Source organism: Marinobacterium profundum, assembly GCF_001528745.1.
Classification (GTDB): domain Bacteria; phylum Pseudomonadota; class Gammaproteobacteria; order Pseudomonadales; family Balneatricaceae; genus Marinobacterium_A; species Marinobacterium_A profundum.
Genome location: NZ_BCNS01000080.1, coordinates 56,560 through 80,685 on the forward strand (window position 1 = coordinate 56,560; position 24,126 = coordinate 80,685).

Genomic DNA, 24,126 nt, shown 5'->3' on the forward strand with positions numbered 1-24,126 from the left:
AAAATATCATGAGATTTTAAAAATGGAAGCCAGGAACATTCTAGTTAAATACTTAATTGATGAGTATTTTGAGGGAGACTTTAGATCCGCTTCAGATATTACGGGATGTTCGGTCCAACAATTAACAGAATGGGCGGATGGCAAAGTACAACCACAAAAACAAACAGTAGAATATTTGATGCATAAAATTTTTGTTCCTGAATTTAAAGTTATTGTCGAGTATGGGGAATTCGATTCAACTGAAGAAGTACGTTATCAATTAAGAAAACTATTTGAAGGATATGAGTCACGGATGGGTATTTATGCTTTCTATGATGCATTTGCCAATCTTATTTATGTTGGAAAGGCCACTAATTTATTAGATGAATGTTATTCGGCCATACGTAGAGATGTACCTGTAAGATTTCCTGCTGGGGTTAAAAAAGCCCCTGAGAAACGTTATGAAGTAGTACGTTATATTTCTGCATACGATGTTGGAGAATCGAACTGGATTGATTACCCTAAACATGTTGAGTCTCTCATTCTTAGGATATCAAAACCACGACTAAATAAGCAGATAGGATATTTAGAGAAAGCATTCCCCCAATTGAATGAAAGTTAATCATAAGTAAGGAAACATCAGGAGATTTTTTTAAAATTTCAGCCTTATATATGCTTACTATCTACACCGTTTTCAATGCAGGTTCAATTCTGCCGGAGGCTCACTGCCACCCTACGATAACTCTGAGCTCGAGCGAACTTGAAGATTGGCAACCAAGCGCCAGAACGACCCCATGACCCCATATGAAGCCGGCGAGCACTGAGGGCATTTTTCGAATTGGCCCGCAGGGGCGAGACAGGGACTGTCGAGCCGCAGATTAGGAGCAGGATGCTCCGTTCTTCACCTTGATGGCAGTGCGTCCGGAGCAGAATTCCGGCGCGCAGCTAAAGGCTTCGTCGCGGGGCGCGACTCCTACGAACACCGCACGCCTCAGCAGTGAATCTAGCTGCGCCGCTATCAATCATTCACGACTGAAATATCAGAACGGCTCCCATTCCCCTTATGAAGCCGGCGAGCACTGGGGGCATTTTTCGAATTGGCCCGAAGGGGCGAGACAGGGACTGTCGAGCCGCAGATTAGGCACAGGATGTGCCGTTAGCTGCGCCCGAAAAAGGGTCTCAGAGCGCAGCGAAAAGGATTCATTGGGGCGTGCTTTCTTTGGATACTTTCTTTGCACGAGCAAAGAAAGTATCGCGCCAGCAAGGCGCAATACTCGCCCAAACAGCGCTACATATCACCCCCGTTTATTACCCTTTATTCAGGACAGCTGGCTATTCCTACCGTAAACCTAAAACCCACACTTTCCCGATCGAAATTACGCCAATACCAGCGTCAAAAATCGCGCTACCTGCCAATAGTGCGGTATAAGCTCGCAGGTCGACGATAGGCTAAATAAATCAGTGAAAAAACGCTGTATGCGGAGTTAAACGGCCATGATAAACCACGATAAATTTCAGAGCTTGGTACAACAGCTCTATTCAACCGTTAAAGACCTGGAATCCATGTTTCCCGGCCGACATTTCACGCCCGATGGCCACATGGTTGGTAGCATTGGAGAATGTCTGGTCGCTGATGCTTATGACCTTGAATTAATGACCGCGTCAAACAAAGGTTATGATGCAGTGTCCAAATCTGGCAAAAAGGTTGAGATCAAGGCGACGCAATCAAATTCAGTCGCATTTCGTAGCGAACCTGAACATACGATAGTGATTAAGATATTCCCTGACGGCAAATTTGAAGAAATATATAACGGACCAGGCAGTTTGGTCTGGAAATCTTTTTCAGCTAAGACGCTACCCTCTAACGGTCAATATCAGATCAGTTTAAATAAGCTTAAACTATTAAACGAACAAGTGGTTGAGCACCAGCGTGTGCCAAAAATACTTTAAGACTGGCACCAAAACTCAAGAGCCGCTTTCCTTCACCTTATGAAGCTGGCGAGTACTGGTGTCATTTTTCAAATTGGCCCGAAAGGGCAAGGCAGAGGCTGTCGAGCTGGCAAAATGCGCTCAGAGCGCAGTGAAAAATGCTTCGTCGCGGGGCGCGACTCCTACGAACACCGTAAGCTTCAGCAGTGAATCAGGCTGCGCCGATATCATTCAATCACTACAGAAATATCAGAACGGCCTTTTACCCCTTATGAGCAGAAAATTGCTCCTGCATTTTCTGACTACCGGCCATCCATGGCCATATGCCGGCGAGAACCGGGGGCATTTTTAGAATTGTCCCGAAGGGTCGATACAGGGACTGTATCGACGCAGAACAGAGCGTGGATATGCACTCTTCACCTTGACGGAAGTAGCGCCCGCGAAATGACCTAAGAGCGCAGCGAAAAGGTTAACCTAACAGTCTGCGCAACACTACAGAACTATCAGAACGGCCCTCTACCCCCTCAGCAGCCGACGAGCACCGGGATTATGCTCCGATCAGACCCGAAGGGGTGAGACAGGGACTGTCGAGCCGGAGGACCAGGATGTTCCGCTCTTCACCTTGACGGCAGTGCGTCCGGAGCATCATTCCGGCGCGCAGCAAAAGCTTCGTCGCGGGGCGCAACTCTTACGACCACCGCAAGCTTCAGCAGTGAATCAGGCTGCACCGATATCATTCAATCACCACTGAAATATCAGAACGGCTCCCATCCCCTTATGAAGCCGGCGAGCACTGGGGTCATTTTTCGAATTGGCCCGAAGGGTCGATACAGGGACTGTCTCGACGCAGATTCGCACATGGATGTGCGTTAGCTGCGCCCGAAAAAGGGCCTCAGAGCGCAGCGAAAAGGCTTCATCGGGGCGCGTTTCCTTTGCCTACTTTCCTTGTCGCGTAACAAGGAAAGTAGGTCGCCGAGAGGCGAAATACAGACTCAACCAAAACCACTAACCGACCCGTTTAGCACCAAAGCTTCAAACAACCAATATCAAACCGGAAAAGAAACCCTCGCCTCCCCCACTCCCTCAAACCTCCCCACCACCTCTGCCCCAGGCTCCACAAACACCATTCCCGTCCAACTCCCGGTCGTCACAACATCCCCCTTGCGAAACCCGCCAGTGCGCCCGGCCAGATGATTCACCGTCCAGTGCACCAGGTGCATCGGATCACCCACCGAATGGGCGCCTTCTCCGCGCACCAGCACTTCACCGTTGACCACCAGCTCACCGGCAAGCTTGGCGGGGTCCAGCCCGCGCCAGTCCTGCACGCCACTGCCGATAATGAGCGCGGCATTGATCTGGTTATCCGCCAGCTTCCACAGCTCGGCGCAGGTCTGCCACTGCTTGATGCGCGTATCCACCACCTCGATGGCGACATAAACGCCCTCAATGGCAGCGGCCACCTCTTCGACGCTATAGGCCTTAGCCCGGGTTGGCAGATCGGTATTGAAGCGATAGCACAGCTCCACTTCCATGCCGATCATGTGCAGTTTTTCTGCCGGGATTATTGTGGGTGAGGCACTCACCACCGACTCGAAGATAGGTGCGGCGTAGGGCTCGGTATCGAGATTGGGGGCACCGACCTTCCAGGTGCGGATGCCTGTGCTGCAAAGCTCACCGCTGACAATGGCCTGAATGGCGTAGGCATCGGCTTTGCTCTGGGGACATAGTGCATCCGGCAGCGCATCGATCTGCTGGCCGCTGCGGTAGGCCTGCAGGAAGAGTTCGGCGGCCTGTTCCACCTGGGGTTGGGTTAGTGACATACGAAAATCCTAAAAAGTTGAAAGGAGCAAGGTTAAAGGGAAAAGCTAAAAAGACGACTAATCCGGCCAGTGCGGCTCGCCACGCTGGCGGCGGGTGCAGGCCTCATAGTCTTCGGCCAGATCCAGCAGGGCGCGGTCGCTGCCAAAGCGGCCGACCAATTGAAAGCCGATGGGCAGGCCGGCTGCCGATGCCGCAGATGGCAGGTTGATGGCCGGATGACCGCAGGCGTTGACCCAGCCGGTGTAGATCGCATGGCCCCGCGGGCCGACTTCCTGGCCATCTATATGATCGGGGTAGGCTGTGGCCGCAGGCCAGGGCAGTGCTGCCGCCGAGGGCGTCATGATGATATCGATGTCGCCATAGGCGGCGGTGACATCGCTGCGAAACTGATCGATGCTCTCCAGCGCCCGCAGATAGGCAGGCGCGCCCACCGCAGCACCGGCGGCGGCCATCTCGACAAAGCGCGCTGAGGCAAGCTCTGCAGCCTGTGGATAACGCTCGAACAGCGAGGCTACACCCACCTGCCCCAGCACTGGCCAGAAGGCGTTAACGAAATCCAGGCTGAACGGCAAGGGCCCTTCGGTGACCTGGTGCCCCAGGGCCCGCAGGGTTTCGCAGGCGCCCGCCACGCTGGCGTCTATCTCAGAGTCCAGCGCATTGCCACCGAAGTCCTTCACATACAGAATGCGCAGCGGCTTTTGAGCCTCGGGCCCGGCTGCCGCGCTTTCACCTGCTGCCTGCGCGGCCCCCAGCGACTTGCGATCCCTGGCATCAGGCCCCGCAATCAGTTCAAACAGCAGCCGGGCATCGGCCACTGTGCGGGCGATGGGGCCTATGACCTCGAAATCCAGCAATATGGGCGGCAGACCATCGCAGCGTGCCACCGTACCTATGGAGGGTTTGAGCCCTACCAGCCCGGTGTGAGACGCAGGCCGGCGAATGGAGCCGCCGCCGTCTGTGCCTATGGCCAGCGGGCCCATGCCTGCGGCCACCGCCGCCACGGCACCGCCGCTGGAGCCGCCGGGGGTCAGATCCGGGTTCCAGGGATTGCAAGTCACGCCGAACAGCGGGTTGCTGGTGTAGCCCTCCAGGGTGAACTCGGGCACGTTGGTCTTGCCGAGAATCAGCATGCCGGCGCCGCGCATGCGCGCCACCGGCAACTCATCGACATCGGGTACATAGTCTGCCAGCAACTTTGAGCCCCAGCAGCACGCAAGACCGCGCACCTGAATGTTGTCCTTCACCGTCACTGGTACACCATCGAGCGCGCTTAGTGGCGCACCCGCCGCCCAGCGTGCACTGCTGGCCCTGGCATCCTCACGCACCTGCGGATTCGCGGTAACGATGGCATTGAGCTGCGGATTCAGGGCAGCGATGCGCTGCTCAATCGCCGCCAGCACCTGCAGTGGTGTCAGGGCACCGCTACCGTAGGCGGCGCTGAGCGCCGCCGCACTCAGGCTAAAGATGCGCTGCGCATCAGCACTGGCATCAAGCGCGGCTTTCTGTTCAGGCTGTCCTGCCATGGGTTTCTCCCCTGTGTGTGTTGAAAATCGGGTTCAGTCGTTCCCGGGCAATCAGTGCATCAGTTCAGGCAGCCAGAGCGCGATCTGCGGGAAGACCATCAGCGCCAGGGTAAAGGCCAGCATTATCAGCATATAGGGTAATACGCCCCACATGACTTCCTGAATATTGCCGCCATCCTTGCGTACACTCTGCACCACGAAGAGGTTCATGCCCACCGGTGGCGTAATCATGCCCAGCTCGCACATCAGCACTATAAAGACACCAAACCAGATCGGGTCAACGCCCATGGCCATCATGATGGGATAGGTAATGGGAATGGTCACCACCTGCATCGACAGCACATCCATAAACATGCCCAGGCACAGGTAGAACACAATCAGCACCAGCAGCAGCCCGGTGGTTGAGAGCCCGAAGGACACCACCCAGGCGGTGAGATCATCCACCACGCCGGTCAGGCTGATGGTGAGGTTGAGGATAAAGGCCGCGGTAATGATCAGCAGAATCATGCCGGTGATGCGCGCCGTCTGTATAAAGCAGTTCTTGAAGAAATCCAGACTCAGGCGGCCGGATGTCCAGCCGAAGAAGAGAGCCGCCATCACGCCCAGGGCTGCGGATTCGGTGGCCGTGGCAATCCCCAGATAGATGCTGCCCATGACGATGCCAAAGATCACCGCCGGCGGAATCAGGTTTTTCGACAGGCGCAGCTTGTCTTTCAGCGAGACTTTTTCTTCGCGCTTGCCCTCTGGGCCCCAGTTGGTCACGGCTATATAGCCCATGAACAGCAGGCTCAGCAGGATGCCCGGCAAGAGACCGGCCATAAACAGCTTGCCGATGGAGTTATTGGTCAGGGAGCCGTAGATCAGCATGTTGACGCTGGGCGGAATCAGTATGCCCAGGGTGCCGCCGGCGGCCAGGCTGCCCAGCGCCTGTTTCATGGAATACTTGCGATCCCCCAGGGTTGGCAAGGCGACTGTGCCTATGGTGGCGGCGGTGGCCACGGATGATCCGGAGGTGGCAGCGAAGAGCGCGCAGCAACCTATATTGGTGTGGATAAGCCCGCCCGGCAGGCGCCCCAGCCAGGCCGCCATGGCCACGTACATGCGATCGGCAATGCCGCTACGCAGCATTAGCTCGCCCAGCAGTACAAACAGCGGAATGGCGGTGAGGATATTCTCGTTGTGCACGCTCCAGATCACAGCCCCGGTGGACTCCAGAAAAGGCCAGCCAAACACGATACCGCCCCCCACCATGCCCACCATTGCCATGGTGACTGCTATCGGCAACCCCAGCAGCAGCATGGCCAGCATGGCGAAGAAGGTCAGAAATACGATGGAGATACTCATTTTACGGCCCCCGCAGTGCCCGTTACGCCTGCCGTTGCCAGCGATGCCTGAGTGCGACTCGCTGCCGATTCTTTATTATTGGCGCCTTTCTTAGCGCTATCTTCAGCACTGTCTTCGGCGCCGTCTTTGGTTTCAGCCTGGGCGTCGCCCGAAGAATGAGAGCGCTGCTCAAAGTCTTCCAGTTCTTCCTTCACTTCCTCGGACACACCCTTGGGGTGGAACTCGATATTCAGGGTGTCGTGATTGCCACTGCACAGCAGCCAGGTGGCGCGCAGCGCAAAACCGACGGACACCAGTGCAAAGGTTGCAATACTGGCAAACCAGACACCCTGTGGATAAATCAGCGGTGTGGCCCAGGGCGTGGCCGCCGTGCTGCCGTAGTCGTGGGTTTCACCGATCACCTTGTAGGTGGTCCAGCACAGGGTGGCCGCGAAAGCCGCCATCAGTACCGCCGACAGCCAGTTAAGCAGCGTCTGCATCTTGCGCGGCAGCAACTCATGGAACAGATCAATACGAATATGGGTACGGCCCAGCAACGCCAGCGAAAAGGCCAGGGTGCCACCGACGGCCAGGGCATAGCCGCCGAGCTCGTCGGCGCCCTGCAACGACATGCTGAAAAACTTGCGCAGAATCGTTTCGACCGAGACCAGCACGGACAGCAACAAAAACACTGCGCCGAATACCATGCTGGCGATCGTCTCTATAGGTTTCATCAAGACACCTCACTCAGGTCATGAAAAAACGGGCCGGGGCTTTTAACCACCACGGCCCGTGTCAGTCAGCTGTTAGAGCCCTACGGACTCGCCGAGCACTGCTTTCCAGTCAGCCGAGCACTGCGGATTGGTCTTGTCGCAGACTTCGGACCAGGTTGGGTAGGAGACTTCCTTTACACCGTTGCGCAGCAGCGCCATGTCAGTGTCACTCACTGGCACGCCGACCAGGTCGAAGCTGGTACCTGTGTCGCAGGGCGTGGCGCCCACGTTGCAGCGCCCGGCATCATCGAACAGCTCCTCGGAGTAAGCCCAGATATCATCCACCAGGGTATCGAAGGCACCCTGCAGGGTGGTCTGTTGCTCAGGCGAGAACTTGTTCCAGGTGTCCAGGTTGATGCCGTAGCCATTGAGCGCCATCTGGAAAGCCAGTGGCAGTACATGGGTGGTCACTTCCGGCCAGCCGGCGGAGTTGGCAGAGCTTGGGCCTGTGATGGCACAGTCCACCACACCCAGCGCCAGGCTCTGGTGCACGTCGCCAAAGCCCAGCGGCACCGGAATGCCACCCACGGACTCGACGAACTGCGCCAGATTCTGGTCATAGACCCGCACCTTCAGCCCCTTGACGTCCGACAGGCTGGCAATGGGGTGATTGCAGAACAGCACCTGGGGGCCAAAGGGCCAGACACCCAGCAGCTTGGTGTTGAAACGCTCCTGCAGACGCGCATCCACCACCTTGCTGTACTTGTCGGCCACGTCCCGTCCGGCCTTGTAGTCCGGGCTCAAACCCACCAGATCGAGACCCAGGATGGTGGGTTCGTCACGGGAGACCTGGGACATGCGCAGGGATACCAGATCGAACATGCCGGATTTCAGTACCCGCAGTTCCTCCACGTCCTTGATGCCGGTGGTATCCAGCGGCTTGTAGTTCACCTCTATGGGCAGGCCGGTTGTCGCCTGCAGGGTTTCAAAGAAGGGTTGCTCCTTGTTCTTCTGGATAAGGCCGGTGGCCAGGGGCTGACCCACCACCCTCAGTTTCACCGTTTCTTCTGCCATCAAAGGTGCGCTGATTACACAGGCACCCAGTACTGCGGCCAGTATGGTTTTTTTCATGACAATGACTCCTTATTTTTATAATCGAGCTGTCAGGACAAGGGCCTGCAAGCTGCTCCGCGGTATGCGGTCGAGCATTTCGTCTTGAATGACGAAGGCTGGACGCGGGCCAGAGCCCGCGTCCGTGTATATCAGGCGACCCGCTGCTGCTGGCTGCGCTGCCCGCCTGCGGCCACCTCGGCCAGATAATCCAGCGCCGCCTGTACGCCGCCCTTGGTGTGGGCAATGCCTGCGGCGCTGAGGCCCATCTCGACGCCCGCCAGGGTGCCAATCAGGGTGAGGTCGTTAAAATCGCCCAAGTGGCCGATGCGGAACACCCGGTCCTGCAGCTTGTTCAGACCGGTACCGAGGGACATATCGAAGTGTTCCAGAATCACCGCCCGCAACCGGTCGGCGCTCTCGCCTTCGGGCATCAGTACGGCGGTAAGCACATTACTGTGTTCAGAAGGCACCAGGCTCAGTACTTCCAGCCCCCAGGCACGTACCGCACGGCGGGTGGCTTCGCTGAAGCGGGCATGACGCGCAAAGACATTCTCCAGCCCCTCCTCCTGCAGCATGGCGATGGCTTCCTTCAGGCCGTACAGCAAATTGGTGGCCGGCGAATAGGGAAAATAGCCCTTGGCGTTGTGCTGCAGCATTTCGTCCCAGCCCCAGTAGGAGCGTGGCAGACCGGCGGTTTTTGAGGCTGCCAACGCCTTGGAGCTGATGGTGTTGAAGCTCAGGCCCGGCGGCATCATCAGACCTTTCTGGGAACAGGTGATGGCGACATCCACACCCCACTCATCGGTACGAAAATCCACCGAGCCCAGGCCCGAAATGGTATCCACCAGCAGCAGCGCCGGATGGCCGGCGGCATCGATGGCACGGCGCACGGCCGCCACATCGCTGGTCACGCCGGTGGAGGTTTCGTGATGCACCACGCAGACCGCCTTGATGCGGTGATCGCTGTCGGCGCTCAGGCGCTGCTGTACCGCCTGGGGATCAACGCCGTGGCGCCAGTCACCGTCGATAAACTCGGCATCCAGCCCCAGTTTTGCCGCCATGCCGTGCCAGAGAGTGGCAAACTGGCCGGTTTCGCACATCAGCACCCGGTCACCGGCGCTGAGGGTATTCACCAGCGCGGCTTCCCAGGCACCCGTGCCGGAGGCCGGATAGATCACCACCGGATTCTCGGTTTTGAATATCTGTTTCATGCCGGCCAGAACACTTTTACCCAGTTCGGCAAACTCGGGCCCACGGTGATCCATGGTGGGTTTGTCCATCGCCCGCAGAATGCGATCAGGCACATTGCTGGGCCCAGGTATCTGCAAAAAATGGCGGCCACTTCGGTAAGTCATTCGCGATCTCCTTGTTGTTATATAAAACGCTCGATGACAAGTTGGCGCGGGCACAGGCCCGGCCAGCAGGTATGGATGAAACAGCGCTAGCGGACTCGCGGCTTGGCCATTTCAGGCCGGCCGCAGTGCAGAAAACGCCCGCGCCCCACGGCATTGCTGGGTACACCCGCGCCCCAGACCACTTCGCCACGGGACAGGGTGGTCTCGGGCCAGCCGGTAATCTGCATGCCCTCGTAGGGGGTGTAATCCACGTCGTGGTGCAGCTGTTCGTTGCGGATAGTGACCTCGCGCTGCGCATCCCAGATCACCAGGTCGGCATCTGCCCCCACGGCGATGCTGCCCTTCTGCGGATAGAGGCCGTAGAGCTTGGCGGGGTTGGTGGAGGTGAGTTCGACAAAGCGGTTGATGCTGATGCGCCCCTTGCCCACGCCTTCTGAAAACAGCAGTGGCAGGCGCGTTTCCAGCCCCGGAATACCGTTGGGGATATAGTGGAAATCCACTTCCTTGCCGCCGGGCTTCTTGCCCAGCGGATCTTCGTAATTAAAGGGCGCGTGGTCGGACGAAAAAATAGTGAAGAGGCCATCGCTGAGGCCATCCCAGATCACCTGCTGGTTGGCCTTGTCCCGCGGCGGCGGGCTGCAGACGCACTTGGCGCCCTCATAGCCATCGATGCCCAGGTCTTCGGCGGTAAGAAACAGGTACTGCGGGCAGGTTTCAGCAAAGACGCTCAGGCCCTGACCCCGCGCCCAGCGGATCTGCTCCACGGCTTCCGCGCCTGAGACATGCACGATCAGAATCGGTACATCCACCAGCTCCGCATAGGCGATTACGCGGTGGGCAGCTTCCCGTTCCACCAGCATGGGGCGGGCGGCGGCGTGGTAGCGCGGTTCGGTATGACCCGCCGCCAGCAGACGCTTGGTCAGCCAGCTGATGCAGTCGGAGTTTTCGGCGTGAATCATGGCCATGGCGCCTTCGTTGCGCGCCACGCTGAGTACATCAATGATCTGGCCGTCATCGAGCTTCAGGTCGTCGTAGGTCATGTAGATCTTGAACGAGCTGCAGCCCTCGCGGATCAGCTGTGGCAGCTCTTCCTTGAGTACCTTTTCGGTGGGGTCTGTGACGATCAGGTGAAAGGCGTAATCCACCAGTGCCTTGCCCTCGGCACGGCTGTGATAATCCTCCACCGCTGCGCGCAGCGACTGGCCTTTTTCCTGGGCCGCAAAGGGAATCAGGGTGGTGGTGCCACCGCAGGCGGCAGATCTTGTGCCGCTGGTAAAGTCATCCGCCATCTTCATGCCTTCCGGCATCGGCTGATCCAGATGACAGTGGGCATCCACGCCGCCTGGCAACACCAGCTTGCCGCTGGCATCGATCTCTTCACGCCCGGCGGCCAGGTTTTCACCCAGGGCAACAATGCGCCCATCACGGATGCCGATATCGCAGTAGGAAGTATCGGCGGCGGTGACCACCTGACCGTTGCGGATCACCAGATCAAACTGGGCCTGGCCCGCTGATGCTGAAGGTGCAGTTGAAGATTGGGCTGAAGGTGCGATAGAAGACGGCTCGGACATGGTGATTCCTCTCTCGAAGGCGGTATTCCGGCCCGCCTCTGCTATCAATGCAAAGGCTCTGGCGCCGGACCCGCTTTCCGTTCATTAAGCGTTAAAACTATCCTACCCCCGATATAATTATGAATGCAATATATTTTATTCCGCATAAAGATAGCGGTAACAATCAAACCAAGAGACTGATTTAAAAGACTATTTATCGAATTAAGTGTGGTTTAGCGGTGTATAAATACGGAAAATAAATGCCTGACAGGCGGTGCTATCGGAGCCAATACAGCGGAATGCCCATCACGAATAGCCAAGCACCCGCCACTGACGCGACCCCGTGAAAGTGGACACCCAGTTAGGTCGCCCACTCGAAGGCCGCTGGTTTATCCTGATTCCCGGAATTCGCAGGCATATCTTCGAAATTCGCCTGGGGCTCATTTCCCGGAATTCGCAAGCTCATTCCAGGCTACACACGACAACCCGTAGGTTGGCAATGAGCGTAGCGAATTCCGACACCCGTAGCGCCCGCGGTGGAAAACAGTTCAAAGGTGCAAGGTCTGATGTTCGCTACGAAAGCACACCAAGCACCCAGCAGTGTGCTGCTCAGGTATTGAGGCTGCTTCAGGAAAGGGAGTCAGGAAAAAGGAAGGGCCAACAGAAGCTGACCCAATATCAGCGTCGCAGGCGCGGCGCCAGCAGGGAGTCGAACAGCAGTTGCAGCAAATGAAACAGAATGCAGCTGATCACCGCCACGCCGGTGGAGGATCCCAGCCCCACCAGCACAGACACCGCAACGGGCAATGTCTTCTGCGAGGCCGTCAGCATCAGGGCGCTGCGCTCGCCTGCCTCAAGACTCAGCAGCCGTGCCGCCAGCATGCACAGCAGCAACAGCAGGCCATGCAGCACGAACGCCAGCGCAGCTATGCCGGCCAGCGCAGTCAGGGATAACTGATAGAGCGCCGCCTCGCTGGCTGACAGGGTGATCCAGACAGTCGCTATTACGCTGACCGTCGGCACCACCCCGAGCCAGGGAGCCTGTACCAGGGCACCCAGCAGTGGTCGCAGCAGCAGCCCGAGCACAAAGGGCAACAGCACGATTTGCAGCAGCTTGAACAGCAACGGCCAGGGCGACAGCTCAATGCTGCTGCCCACCAGGGGGCTGAGTAATAACGGAATGGTGAGAATGCCGAGGAAGCTCAGCCCCAGGGTCATGAACAGCGCCCAGATCGCCTTGCCACCGGCCACCCGGGTCAGCACTATGCAGGATGACAGGGTCGGCGGCACCAGCGCCATCACCAGCAGACCCAGGCCAAGGCTCGTATCCACCCCGCTGCCGCGCACGATCAGCCAGCCCAGCAGCGGTGACAGCAGCAGGCTGATCAGAGCCGCGGCGACAAAGGTGGCGCCAAAGCGCGGCTCAGGCCTCAGGCCCGAGAGCCGTGTTTGCATGCCGTTGATCAGGAAGATTAGCGCCACCAGCAGCGCCGGCAGGCCCAGCTGATTGAGCGCAACGCCAGGCCCTGGCAACAGCAGCGCCGCCACTATGGCAACACAGAGACCCAGTGGCAAAAACCAGACCATGACACGCTCCTTCGCACCTACCGAATGGGGGACACCGCCAGGCATGTTTGCGTGATCGGTTGGTAGCGGAGTTTAAAGGGGTGCACCCCATCATGGAAGCATTGGGCGGCACCTGCTATCCGAAACCGGTGATGGGTTGCGCGGCGCTCATGCCTCGCCGTATCCGTTTTATTCCAGCGGATTACGCCTCTGCACCCATCCTACTCGTCTGAACCGAACTCCGCAGGATGGGTGCAACCGCCCTGCCGCTTGCCCGACCGGCCCGCACCGGGTTATGCGGCGGTGTAACCCATCATCGATGCTATCAGCCAGCATGCGCGGCCCGAAACCGGTGATGGGTTGCGCGGCGTCATGCCTCGCCGTATCCGTTTTATTCCAGCGGATTACGCCGCTCCACCCATCCTACTCGTCTGAACCGAACTCCGTAGGATGGGTGCAACCGCCCTGCCACTTGCCCGACCGGCCCGCACCGGGGTATGCGGCGGTGTAACCCATCATCAATGCTATCGGCCAGCAGGTGCCATCCGGAAAACCTGATGGGTTTCGCGGCGTAGAAACCCCTCTATCCCCGTTTTATTTTCGCACCGTTACCCACGTCACCCATCCTCCCCATATGCACAGCAACCCGTCATGGCAAACGGATCAATCAACCTCGCTGAAGAGTGACCCCCAGCCCTTGATGCGACGGGTATCGGCGCCGGCGAGCTTCATGCCCTTCCACAGGCCAGTAGCGATGCTGTCGTAGATCGGAATCTGCAGTTCCTTTTCAAGCTGCGCCGCTACACGGGGGCCGCGCAGGTTGGTGCAGAAGATAGTGATGGCATCGGGTTTGCTCTCGGCGGCCACGGCACGCACCATATCGGCAATGGTTTCCTCGCTGTACTCGGAGAAGGAAAAGTTGCCCTTGTCCCCCAGATGACGCTCGGCGATGCAGTTAAAACCCGCCTCGCGGTAGTTGGTGATGATTTTTTCCTGCACATCGTCCAGATAGGGTGTCACCAGGGCGAAGTTCTTTACCCGGGTCTTGTGGAAGATTTCATTCAGCGCCAGCACCGAGGTGCAGGCGGGGATGCCGGTTTCGGCCTGCAGCACTTCACAGAGTGCTTCGTCATCCCCAAAGCCGCGCCAGCCCGATGAAGTGCCGTTCCAGGTGATGGATTGCACCCGCGCATCGGCCAGCAGGCGTGCCGACTGCAAAAAAGGCTCGTTGTCGAACTGGCTCAGGGCCTGATCACGCAGGGAAATCTCGGTCACCTTGAGACGGCCAAAATGGGCGCTGACATCCGGCAGGTCGTGCAGCATCTCGGCGGTCAGTGGTTCCAGCACTGTATTGGATGAGGGCGTCAGTACGCCCAGCAAGGTACGTTGGTTCATCGATATTTTCCTTCTTCTTTATATAGTCAGCCTGGAGCGCCCGCGGACGCTCCGGGATCAGTGTCATTAAGTAGTGGACGGGTTAATACCCCAGGGCACGGGGCAGCGCGGTCACGATATCGGGGAAGATCCAGCACAGCGCCAGCACCAGATACTGCAGCACGATAAAGGGCCAGACCGATTTCAGCAGTTCCCCGATGGATATCTTGGAAATACCGCACATCACGAACAGCAACACCCCCACCGGTGGCGTCATCATGCCCACCACCAGATTCATCACGAACAGGAAGCCGAAGTAGATCGGATCTATGCCGTAGGCCAGCGCTATGGGGGCGAACAACGGTGCCAGCATGATGTAGGCCGCATTCGACTCCAGGAACATCCCCACGATCAGCAGCATGCCCATGACCAGCGCCAAGAACACCATAGGATCGGCGGTAAAGCCTTGAATGAATTGCGACAAATGCAGCGGCAGCAGATCCAGCGTGAACACGAAAGTCACGGGTTTCGCGAAGGCAATCAGCGCCCCCACTACCGCAGACGTCAGGGCGGCGCGGAACATGCAGCCTGGAATGGCGGCGATTTTCAGCTTGCGAGTCACGAACAGCCCGACCAGCAGGGAATAGATCACGGCGATGGCCGCGCCCTCGGTGGCGGTGAAGACCCCGCCAACGATGCCGCCGATTACCAGTACCGGCATCAGCAGAATCACCCCGGCGCGGCGGCTCTGACGCAGTACATTGCGCCAGCTGAAGGGATCGCCGGTGGGCTCATAGCCTTTGCGATATGACATCCAGGTCGCCAGACCCATCATGCCGACGGTCAGCAGAATGCCCGGCACTACACCGGCCATAAAGAGACCACCCACCGAGACGCTGGAGCCAGCCATCAGGGCATAAACGATCATGGCCGCACTGGGCGGAATGATAGGCCCAAGGTTCGATGCCGAGGCCACCACGGCGGAGCCGAAACCGTTGTCATAATGCTTGCGCAGGGACGGCATCATGGTGGTGCCCAGGGCACTGGCACCGGCTACGGCGGCACCGGTGACCGAGGCAAGACCCAGCCCGGACAGAATGGTCACATGGGCCAGCCCGCCCTGCACCCGGCCCACCACGGCATTGGCGAAGTCGATCACACGCTGCATGATCTGGCCGCCCACCATAAATTCGCCGGCCAGCATAAACAGCGGAATCGCCATCAGCGGGAAGGAATTGACCGCATGCATCATGCTTTGGGGCATCAGCGCCAGATCGATATCACCGAAAACAAAGGCGCCGAGCGCCGAAAAACCCAGCGCAAAGGCCAGCGGCATGCCCAGCAGCGCCAGCACGAAGAATATGCCAATGGATACAAGAACCATTATTCATCCCCCCAGACATGGGTACCCTGCCACACCAGAAACGCCAGGTGCAGGAAGGCATGGGTCATGGAGATAATCACCGCGATATAGAAAGCCGAAACGCTGAGTTCCACCGTGGGCATCATCTCGCCCCAGGCGTCCTGCGCCACCAGCACCGCCTGCCACATCACCAGCAGCATCAAGCCACCGCTGAGCGTCAGCATCAGCCGCATCAGACTTTCGCGAATACGCGAGCCGAACTGGTTGATCAGGATATCGATACCCACGTGTATGCCTTTCTTGATGCCGTGGGGCAAGGCCAGAAAGATCGACCAGACGAAGGCCAGACGCGACATTTCATCGGCCCAGTCCAGCGAGTCACCAAAGAAATAGCGCAGCACCACCTGGGCCGTTACCAGCCCCGTCATCAGGGTCATCGCCAGCACAATAAGTCCATACGACAGTCCGTCGACGGACTTGAGCATCTGCTGATAGCGCCGCGCCAGCGGGGAGACCCTCAGGGCCTCCTCCGCCACCGGGGCTCCGCTAAAAAGCCGATCCGTCATTACTGCACTTCCGCCAGTACGGCATCAATCACGTCGCTACCAATACGCTCCTTCAGCGCCTCTATCACGGGTGCTGTGCGCTCACGCATCTGCTGACGCAGTTCGGGGGAAACCTGAACCAGCTCCATATTGGATGCCACCAGTTTGTCCCGCGCAGCGGTGTCTTCATCGGCAGCCTTGGTCCGCTGCCAGGCAACGGCTTCACCCATGGCTTCGCGCAATGCCTGCTGTTCAGGGGCATCGAGCTTGTCGAACTTGCGCTTGTTGGCCACCACCACGATAAAGTCAAAGAAGTGCGAAGTATCGGTCAGGTAGGTCTGCACCTCGTTGAACTTCTGCGTCTCGATCACGCTGTAGGGATTTTCCTGGCCATCGATCACGCCCTGCTGCAGCGCCGAGTAGACCTCATTGATGCCCATGGATACCGGGCTTGCACCCAGAGCACGGAAGGTAGAGAGGTGCGTTTCATTGGGTTGCAGTCGAATCTTCAAACCATCGAAATCCGCCAGAGTGCGGATCGGATGCTGACTGTTGGTGACCTGACGCGAGCCCAGTTCCATAAAACCCAGAGCCACAAAGCCCTTCTCAGCCAGTTTCTCGTTCAGCAGCGTCCCCACCGGGCCATCCACCACCTTGAAGGCTTCCTCACGGTTGGCGTACACAAAGGGCAGGCTCACCGCCTCCAGCTCCGGCACTATGCGGGACAGGTAGGACGCCCCCACCCAGGTCATTTCCAGTACACCGGAGCGTACCTGGTCGATATTTTCCTTGGCGCCGCCCAGCTGCATGGCCGGGAACACATCCACGGTCAGCGCCCCCTTGGATATCTCCGGCAGACGCGCCTTGAACTGCTCCATCGCCACACTGCTGGAGTGGGTGGTGGCAAAGTTACCCGCCAGGCGCAGGTTTTTTTCCGCCAGGGCGCTGGCCGAGAACAGCGTCGCCGCCACCAGCCCGGTCGCCAAGGTTGTACGGACACAGGCCCGTGTCAGATTATCCAGTCGGGATGGAGCCTTGTTATTATTTCGCATCATGATTCCTCTTGGTTTCCAGCATATTACCGCCAATCTCACCGGCCAGGCCCCCCTGTCGCTTGCTGGGTTCAGGGGGCTAACTGGCCAGATCGATCAGCAGTTCTTCACAATATATAATTATGAATTTCTAATTACGAACAATATATACACCAGCAGTTTTGGGATGACAAGCCATCATGCCCTTTTGCGTTGTCCCTTTTTTTCCAGTTCGTCCGGCTTGCACGGCAACAGTTTTTGGCCATCGCCTTGCCCCATATTTACCTGAAAGGCACGCAACATCCGTGCCTCGCCCTGCCCTTCCCCCTAGCACCTCGCCTCCTCGCACCTCGCCTCCTCGCACCTTTCTCCTAGCCCCTTTCCCCTCGCCTCTTTTTACCTCGCCTCGCACCTCGCCCCTAGCCCCTAGCCCCTTTTATCTTGCTCTTCCTCGCACCTTTCTCCTCGCCCCTCGCCCCTCGCCCCTCGCCCCCATGCCCCCATGCCGCCATGCCGCCATGCCGCACCATAACGGAGCGCAAGAACACTCCACATGAACATACGGAATTAATAATTCAATATTTTTAATTTACTTTAATATCGTAAGCCATTGTTTTTAAAGTACTAAAAAACAAAAAATCGGCGAGCGCCCCCCATTGAGGCACGGACAGATTGACCTGCACCTAAGGCGTCACTATTATCAACATAATTATGAATTAAGTATTGCCAATCATGGTTTCGAGCGAACGCAGCAACAGATGTTCGACACCGACAAACCGCACAGATCAGGCTGACAGGAACCGAAAGAGCCCGTTTTCAGGCGCTTTGCCGCCTTTGACCCCGGCCGGTTTGCGCGTCACAGAACAGAGGAAGAGAGGCATGAATCAAAGCGTCCGGCTCACACACAGCGTACGGCGGCGCCTGCTGCACGAAGATGTTGCCGAACATTTGCGGACCATGATCACCGAGGAAACCCTGGCTGAAGGCAGCCGGGTGGATGAGGTAGAACTCTGTGCCCTGCTGGATATTTCCCGCACGCCGCTGCGCGAAGCGCTCAAGGTATTGCAAAGCGAAGGCCTGATCAGCATCGAACCCCACCGTGGCGCCCGCGTCACCAAGGTGAACGAAGCCCAGCTCAACGAGCTGTTTGACGTTCTCGGCGGGCTGGAACGCCTGGCCGCAGAACTTGCCGCCCAGCGTGCCAGCGATGCAGAACTCGACGCCTTCAGACTGCTGAACCTGGAAATGGAAGCGCGCTACCGCGCCCGTGATCCCCGCGCCTACTTCGCCCTCAACCTGCAGGTCCACCAGCAGGTGATAGACCTGTCGGGCAACCGCCAGCTGCAGCGGGTACACAGCCTGATTAGCGGCCGTACCCGCCGCGGCCGCTATTTCTCCACCCTGTCGGACGCCCACTGGGATGAATCGGTGCAGGAACACCAGGCGCTGGTCGAGGCTCTGCTGGCCCGGGACAGCCTGCGCGCCGGCCGTATTCTGTTCGACCACGTCAACAAGACCGGCGATACCATCCGCAGCATGATGCAGCCCCCGGAAACGGCGCGGGCCTGACGGCCGCCAAGGAGCGAGGTGCGAGGTGCGAGGAAGAGCAAGGTGAAAGGGGCTAGGGGTTAGAAACAGCCAACAAACAAACAAATAACAATGCCGGAGGGGCTGGCTGAGTCATGGTAGAGACTCAGCCAGGCTGAAAACATCGCCAAGCCTGTGGTGGATAGCTCGCTCAGGCGCTGGCTGCAGAGGCATGTTCGGCAAAGTAGCGCTGGGCATTATCCAGATCTGCCCGGGGAGCCAGCATGGCAAATTCGAACTCGCGCAACGCGGTACCGCTGCGTGCACGCAGGACCCAATCGGGGTTGGCCAGTGCCGCCTTGCCAAGGGCGACCAGGGTCACCTGATGTTCATCCAGCAGATGTTGTGCCTGAGCAGCTTGCCCAACACCGCCATTGGCGATCACCGGCAGGCCGCTGTAACGCGCCGCGAGGCTCGCCAGTGAAGCAGTGCCCTCGAATGCCGCCTGCTCGGCACCAGGCTCGGTAGTGTGAATATAATCAGTCCCCGCCTGGCCAATCGCCGTAAAGATCGCCGCAGCAGCGGCCTCCCCCTCAGGCCAGAGATGCTGGTCGTCGTTTACTTTCTTCTGTGAAATACGCACGCCAATCACGAAGTCTGCGCCTGTCGCCGCGCGCACCGCAGCGATAACCTCAAGGATCAGGCGCACACGATTTTGTGGGGTACCGCCATAGCCATCGGTGCGCTCATTGCTGCCGGCCGACAGAAACTGATCCAGCAAGTAGCCATTGGCGCCGTGGATTTCAACGCCGTCAAATCCTGCGGCCTGCGCCCGCTGTGCAGCTTGCGCAAAGCCCACGATAGCAACATCGATATCGGACTGAGTCATTGCTTTGGGGGTTGCATAGCCACCCTCTCCATCGTAGAAGCCCATCTGTTGCCCCTTGGGCTTAACGGCCGAAGGACCCGCCGTATCGCTATTAAAACCATTGAACTGTGACAGGGCACCGGCATGCATCAGCTGTGCAATACTGCGGGCGCCAGCGGCATGCAGCGCCTGATTAAGCGGCTTCCAGCTCTCAGCCTGTGCCTGACAGGTCAGCCCCGGCTGGCCCTGGTAACCCTGGCTGTAGACCCGGTCCGTATAGAGACCTTCGGTAATGATCAGACCAAAGCCACCCTCGGCAAAACTATGGTAGTAGTCGAGCATCTGGGGGGTGAGCAGGCCTTCGGTGCCGGCGCTAACGCGGGTCATGGGGGCAACCGCAAGTCGGTTACCAAGGGACAGTCCGCCGAGGCGAGCGGGGGTAAACAGGCTGTTATCAGTCATTTCCAGACTCCAATGTATTCAAGGTGGAGCCATTCTATTCATTGGCAATTAGTTGAATAACCCCAATAATGTTAAGTCACCTTTAACGATTGGTAGTGCAATGGCAACACTGAATCAACTGGAAAGCCTGCGAATCTTTCGCGCCATTGTAGAGGCAGGCAACTTTACCGCCGCCGCGCAGCGCCTCAACTGCACCCCGGCCTGGGTGTCGAAAACGGTTAACCGGCTCGAAGCCGAATTGGACAATACCCTGCTGCAACGCAGTACGCGCCATATTCGCCTGACTAGCGCCGGCGAGCGCTGTTACCAGCATGCGGTGCAGCTGCTCGATGGCTGGAAAGCACTGGAGGATGACCTGTCCCAGGACAGGCAGCTTGCCGCGGGCAAGGTCAGAATCAGCATGCCCATGTCGTGGGGGCTGAGCTACTTTGCCGGCATGGCGACACGCTTTATGCAGCAGTACCCCGATATTGAGCTGGATGCCCAGCTGGGGGATGAGTTCGTCAGTGTGCAGGAGGAACGCTATGATCTGGTGCTGCGCCTGGCCAGCGAACTGTCGGACAGCTCACTTATCTGCCAGCGGCTGGCGACTTACCAGCATATTGCCTGTGCGGCGCCGGCCTATATAGAACGCCACGGCCAGCCCGCGACACCAACAGACATTGCCCGGCATCGGTGCCTGGTCTTCTGCCGCGGGGCCCAGATCTCGCCCTGGCGCTTTAACGACGGCCAGGTTGTTTACCCACCGACACGCATGCAATCGAACAACAGCCTGCTGTTGCGTGAGGCATTAGTGGCTGGCGAAGGCATTGCCCTGATCCCCGAGTTTCTGGTGACCGAGGACATAAAGCTCGGTCGGCTCGCCCCTGTATTGAGGGAGTACCAGAGCCCACCGCTGCATCTCTATGCGCTGATGGTGAAAATGCCCCACCGACCTTATCCGCTACAACTGTTTCGCCAGTTTCTGCGCCAGCAGCTCGCCGGCGCCTGACTCAAGCCGATCATGGTGGCTGGCTAACCGATCAGGGACGGCAACCACATGGAGATGGGTTTAACGTAAGTTACCAGCAGTATCACGACCACCTCGCAGAGCACGAACGGGATGGCATAGCGCGCCGCCGTGGCGAAAGGCACCTTGCCGAGCTGCGAGGCCAGGAAGAGCCCCACACCCACAGGCGGTGTCAGATGCGCCATGGACAGGTTCACCGTCAGCACCGCACCGAAATGCACCAGATCAAAGCCAATCGCCAGCAGAGTGGGCTTGAACAGCGGCACCAGCAGGTACATGGCGGCAATGGGCTCAAGGAAAGCCCCGGACACGATCAGCACCAGATTGAAGAACAGCAGAATCAGAATGGCGTTACCGCCGCTGATATCCAGAATGTAGTCGTTGAGCATGGTAGCCAGGCCCTGGGTCTGCATCACCCAGCCATAGACGGCCGAGGTCGCGATCAGCAGCACTATGACACCGATGGTACGGCCGGACTCGAAGATCACATCGGGCAGCTGGGCAAAGGAAATCTGCTTGTACACAAAGCGATCGACCAGAAACAGATAGACCACGGCCACCGCCGCCGCTTCAGTCGCGGTGAAGATACCGGTATAGATACCGCCCAGGATAATCACCGGCGCCATCAGGCCCCAGAAGGCATCCTTGAAAGCGGCGAAAAATGTCGCCAGGTTGCGATCCTCGATATCCGCGCCCTTGTAGCCCCGTTTCTTGGAAATAAAGAGGACATAGCCACCCAGGATCAGCAGCATGGCCAGGCCCGGCCCGACACCGGCGGCAAACAGCTTGGGGATGGAGGTTTCGGTAATAACGCCATAGATGATAAAGCCGATGCTCGGCGGTATGACCACGCCAAAGGTGCAGCCGGCAGCGACCACGGCCACGGCAAAACCACGGTCATAGCCGCGCTCCACCATGGGCCCGACCAGAAAGCTCAGCGCCGCCACTGTGGCGATGTTGGAACCGGACATCGAGCCCAGCATAGCGCCTGTGACCAGCACCGTGAGTGCAAGACCGCCCGGCAAGGGCCCCAGCATCATCTCGGCCAGGCGCACCAGCTTGATGGCGATGCCGGTGCGGGTAATCAGGTTGCCGGCAATAATAAACAGCGGTGTTGCCAGCAGCGGGAAAGAGTCCAGCGAGCCGGAAAAGATATAGGGCACCACACTCAGCGGCGCGATTTCAAACACCACAAAGGCCATCAGGCCAGCAAGGCCGATGGATACAAAAACAGGGACGTTCAGGGCCAGAAAGCCAAAGAACACCATCAGGCCGATAATGGCCGGGTTAGTCAGTAACTGCATAATTCAATCACTCGTAAGCTGGGGAAACCTGCAGGCGGCAGCTCAGTTCTGCTCATCTACCAAAGGCTTGTCGATTCGGTAGGCGCCCAGAATGAGACCTTGAATCGTGCGCAGGAAGGCCAGCGAAAACGCCAGGAACATGCCGCCGTTGATTACCCAGACCGGAATGCCGGTGGTCATGCTGGACTGGCCACTCGCCAGGGCGCGCAGGGTGGTGCCGTAACTGAGCCAGGCCAGAAAACCGATAAACACCAGCATGCAGATGCCAACAATGACCTCGGTCACGCGCTGCCAGGCCGGTGGCAGCTTGTCGACCAGCAGCGGAATGCCGCCATGCTGGCCGGTTTTGCAGGCTGCTGCTGCGCCAAACAGGGCCCCCAACAGGAACATGTAGCGGGCCAGCTCCTCCGACCAGGCAATGGAGTAGTGGAAAAAGAAGCGCGACAGCACCCCCATGAAGATCAGCACGACAATAGACCCGCAGAGCGTGACGACCGTAAATTTTTCCAGCCTGTCGAGCCAGCTGGTAGCTTTTGCAGCGACATATCTCATCATCAGTCTCCAGTGGATGCGCATAGCCATGCTGTCAGGAATGCAGCCTGATCATTTCACACCAGACTCGCTCAGGGCGGGCAGCACCCGCCCCGGCTTAGCGTCTCAGTTAACAGCCCTCAGTTCAGCGCCTGCACCTGTGCTTCGACTTCAGTCACCAGCTCTGCCCCGACCTTTTCCTTGAAGGTGGCATAGACAGGCGCCACCTTGGCCTTGAAGCCCGCCAGCGCCTCGGCAGATGGCGTCTGGATAGTCACGCCCGCCTCTTCCATCACCTTGGCCAGATCCGCCTCTTCGCTGGCGGCCACCTCACGCTGATAGATCATGGCATCCTTGGCGGCCTGGCCCACCAGCGTCTGGTCTTCCGCCGACAGGCGGCTCCAGAACACATTGCTGGCCAGCATGCCGATGGCTTCGAAGGAATAATTCACCATGGCAATGTTCTTGCTGACTTCATAGAAGCGCGATGAATAAATCAGCGGAATCGGAGAAATGCCGCCATCGATGGCGCCGGCCTGGAGCGCGGTAAATACTTCGGCAAAGCTCATGGCCACCGGCACCGAGCCAATGGCAGACCAGGAGTCGAGGTACAGCTCCAATCCCGGCGTGCGGATCTTCACGCCGCTGATATCATCAACTGTCTCGATCGGGCCTGGGTTGGTATAGAGCTGAAAGAAGCTGCCGGAACCCCAGGCCAGGGTGCGAATCCCCTGGGATTCGAGTTTTGCAGAGAGTCTGTCGCCCACAGGGCCATCCATCACCGCCATGGCCGCATTGGTATCAGGGAAGATCCACGGCATGGATACCACCACGAAGTCAGGGTTGAGCTGGCTCAGCCAGGGAGTCGATTTCATGATGATATCGATGGCGCCGGCCTGGGCCATTTCCAGCTCCACGCGGTCATTGCCGCTAACCAGAGTACCGTTGGCATAGACTTCAACCTTGTGTTTTGCGCCGCTGCGCTCCTCCACCAGCTCCTTGAATCGGTTGGCCGCCTTCACCCAGTTGGACGAATCCGACACAGTGGTGCTCAGGCGAATGGTCGCGGCGCTGGCGGAACCCGCAGCACAGAGAGCACCAGCGGTGATAACCGCAGCCGCCAGCAGGCTCTTTACGCGAGACTGTTTAAAAGCTGGCTGTTTCAGAGTTACGTTCATGGTGTTACTCCTGTTGCGTTCAGTGTAGATGGCACAGGCCATCAGGTTTTTGGTGACTGTTT

Annotated in this window: 20 protein-coding genes; 4 read left to right on the plus strand and 16 right to left on the minus strand. The window is 58.3% G+C overall.

Going from position 1 to position 24,126, the window contains the following annotated elements; all coding sequences use genetic code 11:
* Nucleotides 1–22 precede the first annotated feature (22 nt).
* Together MPRO_RS03870 and MPRO_RS03875 are read left to right on the plus strand one after the other, a co-directional pair.
* Nucleotides 23–601, plus strand: coding sequence for a GIY-YIG nuclease family protein (locus MPRO_RS03870; protein ID WP_067287224.1), 579 nt, complete (start codon nucleotides 23–25; stop codon nucleotides 599–601).
* A gap of 872 nt (nucleotides 602–1,473) precedes the next feature.
* Nucleotides 1,474–1,929, plus strand: a complete 456-nt coding sequence (locus tag MPRO_RS03875; protein ID WP_067287226.1) for a DUF6998 domain-containing protein — start codon at nucleotides 1,474–1,476, stop codon at nucleotides 1,927–1,929.
* Nucleotides 1,930–2,954: 1,025 nt separating this feature from the next.
* Here MPRO_RS03875 and MPRO_RS03880 read toward each other — a convergent pair.
* The 12 genes from MPRO_RS03880 to MPRO_RS03935 all read right to left on the minus strand — a co-directional run bounded on the left by MPRO_RS03880 (nucleotide 2,955) and on the right by MPRO_RS03935 (nucleotide 17,209).
* Nucleotides 2,955–3,728: a 2-keto-4-pentenoate hydratase gene (locus tag MPRO_RS03880; protein WP_067287241.1), complete on the minus strand. Its 774-nt coding sequence runs from the start codon at nucleotides 3,726–3,728 to the stop codon at nucleotides 2,955–2,957.
* Nucleotides 3,729–3,785: 57 nt separating this feature from the next.
* On the minus strand, nucleotides 3,786–5,252 hold the full coding sequence (locus tag MPRO_RS03885) for an amidase (protein ID WP_067287245.1): 1,467 nt from the start codon (nucleotides 5,250–5,252) through the stop codon (nucleotides 3,786–3,788).
* Between the two features lie 51 nt (nucleotides 5,253–5,303).
* Nucleotides 5,304–6,596 (minus strand): TRAP transporter large permease, encoded by a 1,293-nt coding sequence (locus MPRO_RS03890; protein WP_067287248.1) that lies wholly within the window; start codon nucleotides 6,594–6,596, stop codon nucleotides 5,304–5,306.
* Nucleotides 6,593–7,309, minus strand: coding sequence for a TRAP transporter small permease (locus tag MPRO_RS03895; RefSeq protein WP_067287251.1), 717 nt, complete (start codon nucleotides 7,307–7,309; stop codon nucleotides 6,593–6,595). Before MPRO_RS03895 ends, MPRO_RS03890 begins: the two co-directional genes overlap by 4 nt.
* 72 nt (nucleotides 7,310–7,381) lie before the next feature.
* Complete coding sequence (locus MPRO_RS03900) at nucleotides 7,382–8,419, minus strand: TRAP transporter substrate-binding protein (RefSeq protein WP_067287254.1); 1,038 nt, start codon at nucleotides 8,417–8,419, stop codon at nucleotides 7,382–7,384.
* A gap of 131 nt (nucleotides 8,420–8,550) precedes the next feature.
* A complete protein-coding gene (locus MPRO_RS03905; protein ID WP_067287258.1) occupies nucleotides 8,551–9,756 on the minus strand; it encodes a pyridoxal-phosphate-dependent aminotransferase family protein in 1,206 nt (401 codons plus the stop codon).
* Nucleotides 9,757–9,842: 86 nt separating this feature from the next.
* On the minus strand, nucleotides 9,843–11,327 hold the full coding sequence (gene hydA, locus MPRO_RS03910) for a dihydropyrimidinase (RefSeq protein WP_245635022.1): 1,485 nt from the start codon (nucleotides 11,325–11,327) through the stop codon (nucleotides 9,843–9,845).
* 657 nt (nucleotides 11,328–11,984) lie between these two features.
* A complete protein-coding gene (locus MPRO_RS03915; protein WP_067287261.1) occupies nucleotides 11,985–12,893 on the minus strand; it encodes a bile acid:sodium symporter in 909 nt (302 codons plus the stop codon).
* Between the two features lie 642 nt (nucleotides 12,894–13,535).
* Nucleotides 13,536–14,267, minus strand: a complete 732-nt coding sequence (locus tag MPRO_RS03920; RefSeq protein ID WP_067287265.1) for a maleate cis-trans isomerase family protein — start codon at nucleotides 14,265–14,267, stop codon at nucleotides 13,536–13,538.
* Between the two features lie 82 nt (nucleotides 14,268–14,349).
* Nucleotides 14,350–15,630: a TRAP transporter large permease gene (locus MPRO_RS03925; RefSeq protein WP_067287268.1), complete on the minus strand. Its 1,281-nt coding sequence runs from the start codon at nucleotides 15,628–15,630 to the stop codon at nucleotides 14,350–14,352.
* Nucleotides 15,630–16,175: a TRAP transporter small permease gene (locus MPRO_RS03930; RefSeq protein ID WP_067287271.1), complete on the minus strand. Its 546-nt coding sequence runs from the start codon at nucleotides 16,173–16,175 to the stop codon at nucleotides 15,630–15,632. The genes MPRO_RS03925 and MPRO_RS03930 overlap by 1 nt, the downstream gene beginning before the upstream one ends.
* Nucleotides 16,175–17,209 carry a TRAP transporter substrate-binding protein gene (locus MPRO_RS03935; RefSeq protein ID WP_245635023.1) on the minus strand — a complete coding sequence of 345 codons (1,035 nt, stop codon included), beginning with the start codon at nucleotides 17,207–17,209 and terminating at the stop codon, nucleotides 16,175–16,177. The genes MPRO_RS03930 and MPRO_RS03935 overlap by 1 nt, the downstream gene beginning before the upstream one ends.
* A gap of 855 nt (nucleotides 17,210–18,064) precedes the next feature.
* Here MPRO_RS03935 and MPRO_RS03940 point away from each other — a divergent pair.
* The gene (locus MPRO_RS03940; RefSeq protein ID WP_067287273.1) at nucleotides 18,065–18,754 is read left to right on the plus strand and encodes a GntR family transcriptional regulator; all 690 of its coding nucleotides are present in this window, start codon (nucleotides 18,065–18,067) and stop codon (nucleotides 18,752–18,754) included.
* A gap of 169 nt (nucleotides 18,755–18,923) precedes the next feature.
* Here the strand turns inward: MPRO_RS03940 and MPRO_RS03945 are convergent, their stop codons facing one another.
* Nucleotides 18,924–20,042, minus strand: a complete 1,119-nt coding sequence (locus MPRO_RS03945; RefSeq protein ID WP_067287275.1) for an oxidoreductase — start codon at nucleotides 20,040–20,042, stop codon at nucleotides 18,924–18,926.
* 100 nt (nucleotides 20,043–20,142) lie between these two features.
* Here MPRO_RS03945 and MPRO_RS03950 point away from each other — a divergent pair, with 100 nt between their 5' ends.
* The gene (locus MPRO_RS03950) at nucleotides 20,143–21,033 is read left to right on the plus strand and encodes a LysR family transcriptional regulator (RefSeq protein WP_067287277.1); all 891 of its coding nucleotides are present in this window, start codon (nucleotides 20,143–20,145) and stop codon (nucleotides 21,031–21,033) included.
* Between the two features lie 23 nt (nucleotides 21,034–21,056).
* On the opposite strand, the gene MPRO_RS03955 is transcribed toward MPRO_RS03950, so the two are convergent.
* From MPRO_RS03955 to MPRO_RS03965, 3 genes are all read right to left on the minus strand, one after another.
* Complete coding sequence (locus tag MPRO_RS03955) at nucleotides 21,057–22,355, minus strand: TRAP transporter large permease (protein ID WP_067287280.1); 1,299 nt, start codon at nucleotides 22,353–22,355, stop codon at nucleotides 21,057–21,059.
* A 42-nt stretch (nucleotides 22,356–22,397) separates the two neighbouring features.
* Nucleotides 22,398–22,910, minus strand: coding sequence for a TRAP transporter small permease (locus MPRO_RS03960; RefSeq protein WP_158651746.1), 513 nt, complete (start codon nucleotides 22,908–22,910; stop codon nucleotides 22,398–22,400).
* Nucleotides 22,911–23,026: 116 nt separating this feature from the next.
* Nucleotides 23,027–24,064, minus strand: a complete 1,038-nt coding sequence (locus MPRO_RS03965) for a TRAP transporter substrate-binding protein (RefSeq protein WP_067287287.1) — start codon at nucleotides 24,062–24,064, stop codon at nucleotides 23,027–23,029.
* Between the last annotated feature and the right edge of the window lie 62 nt (nucleotides 24,065–24,126).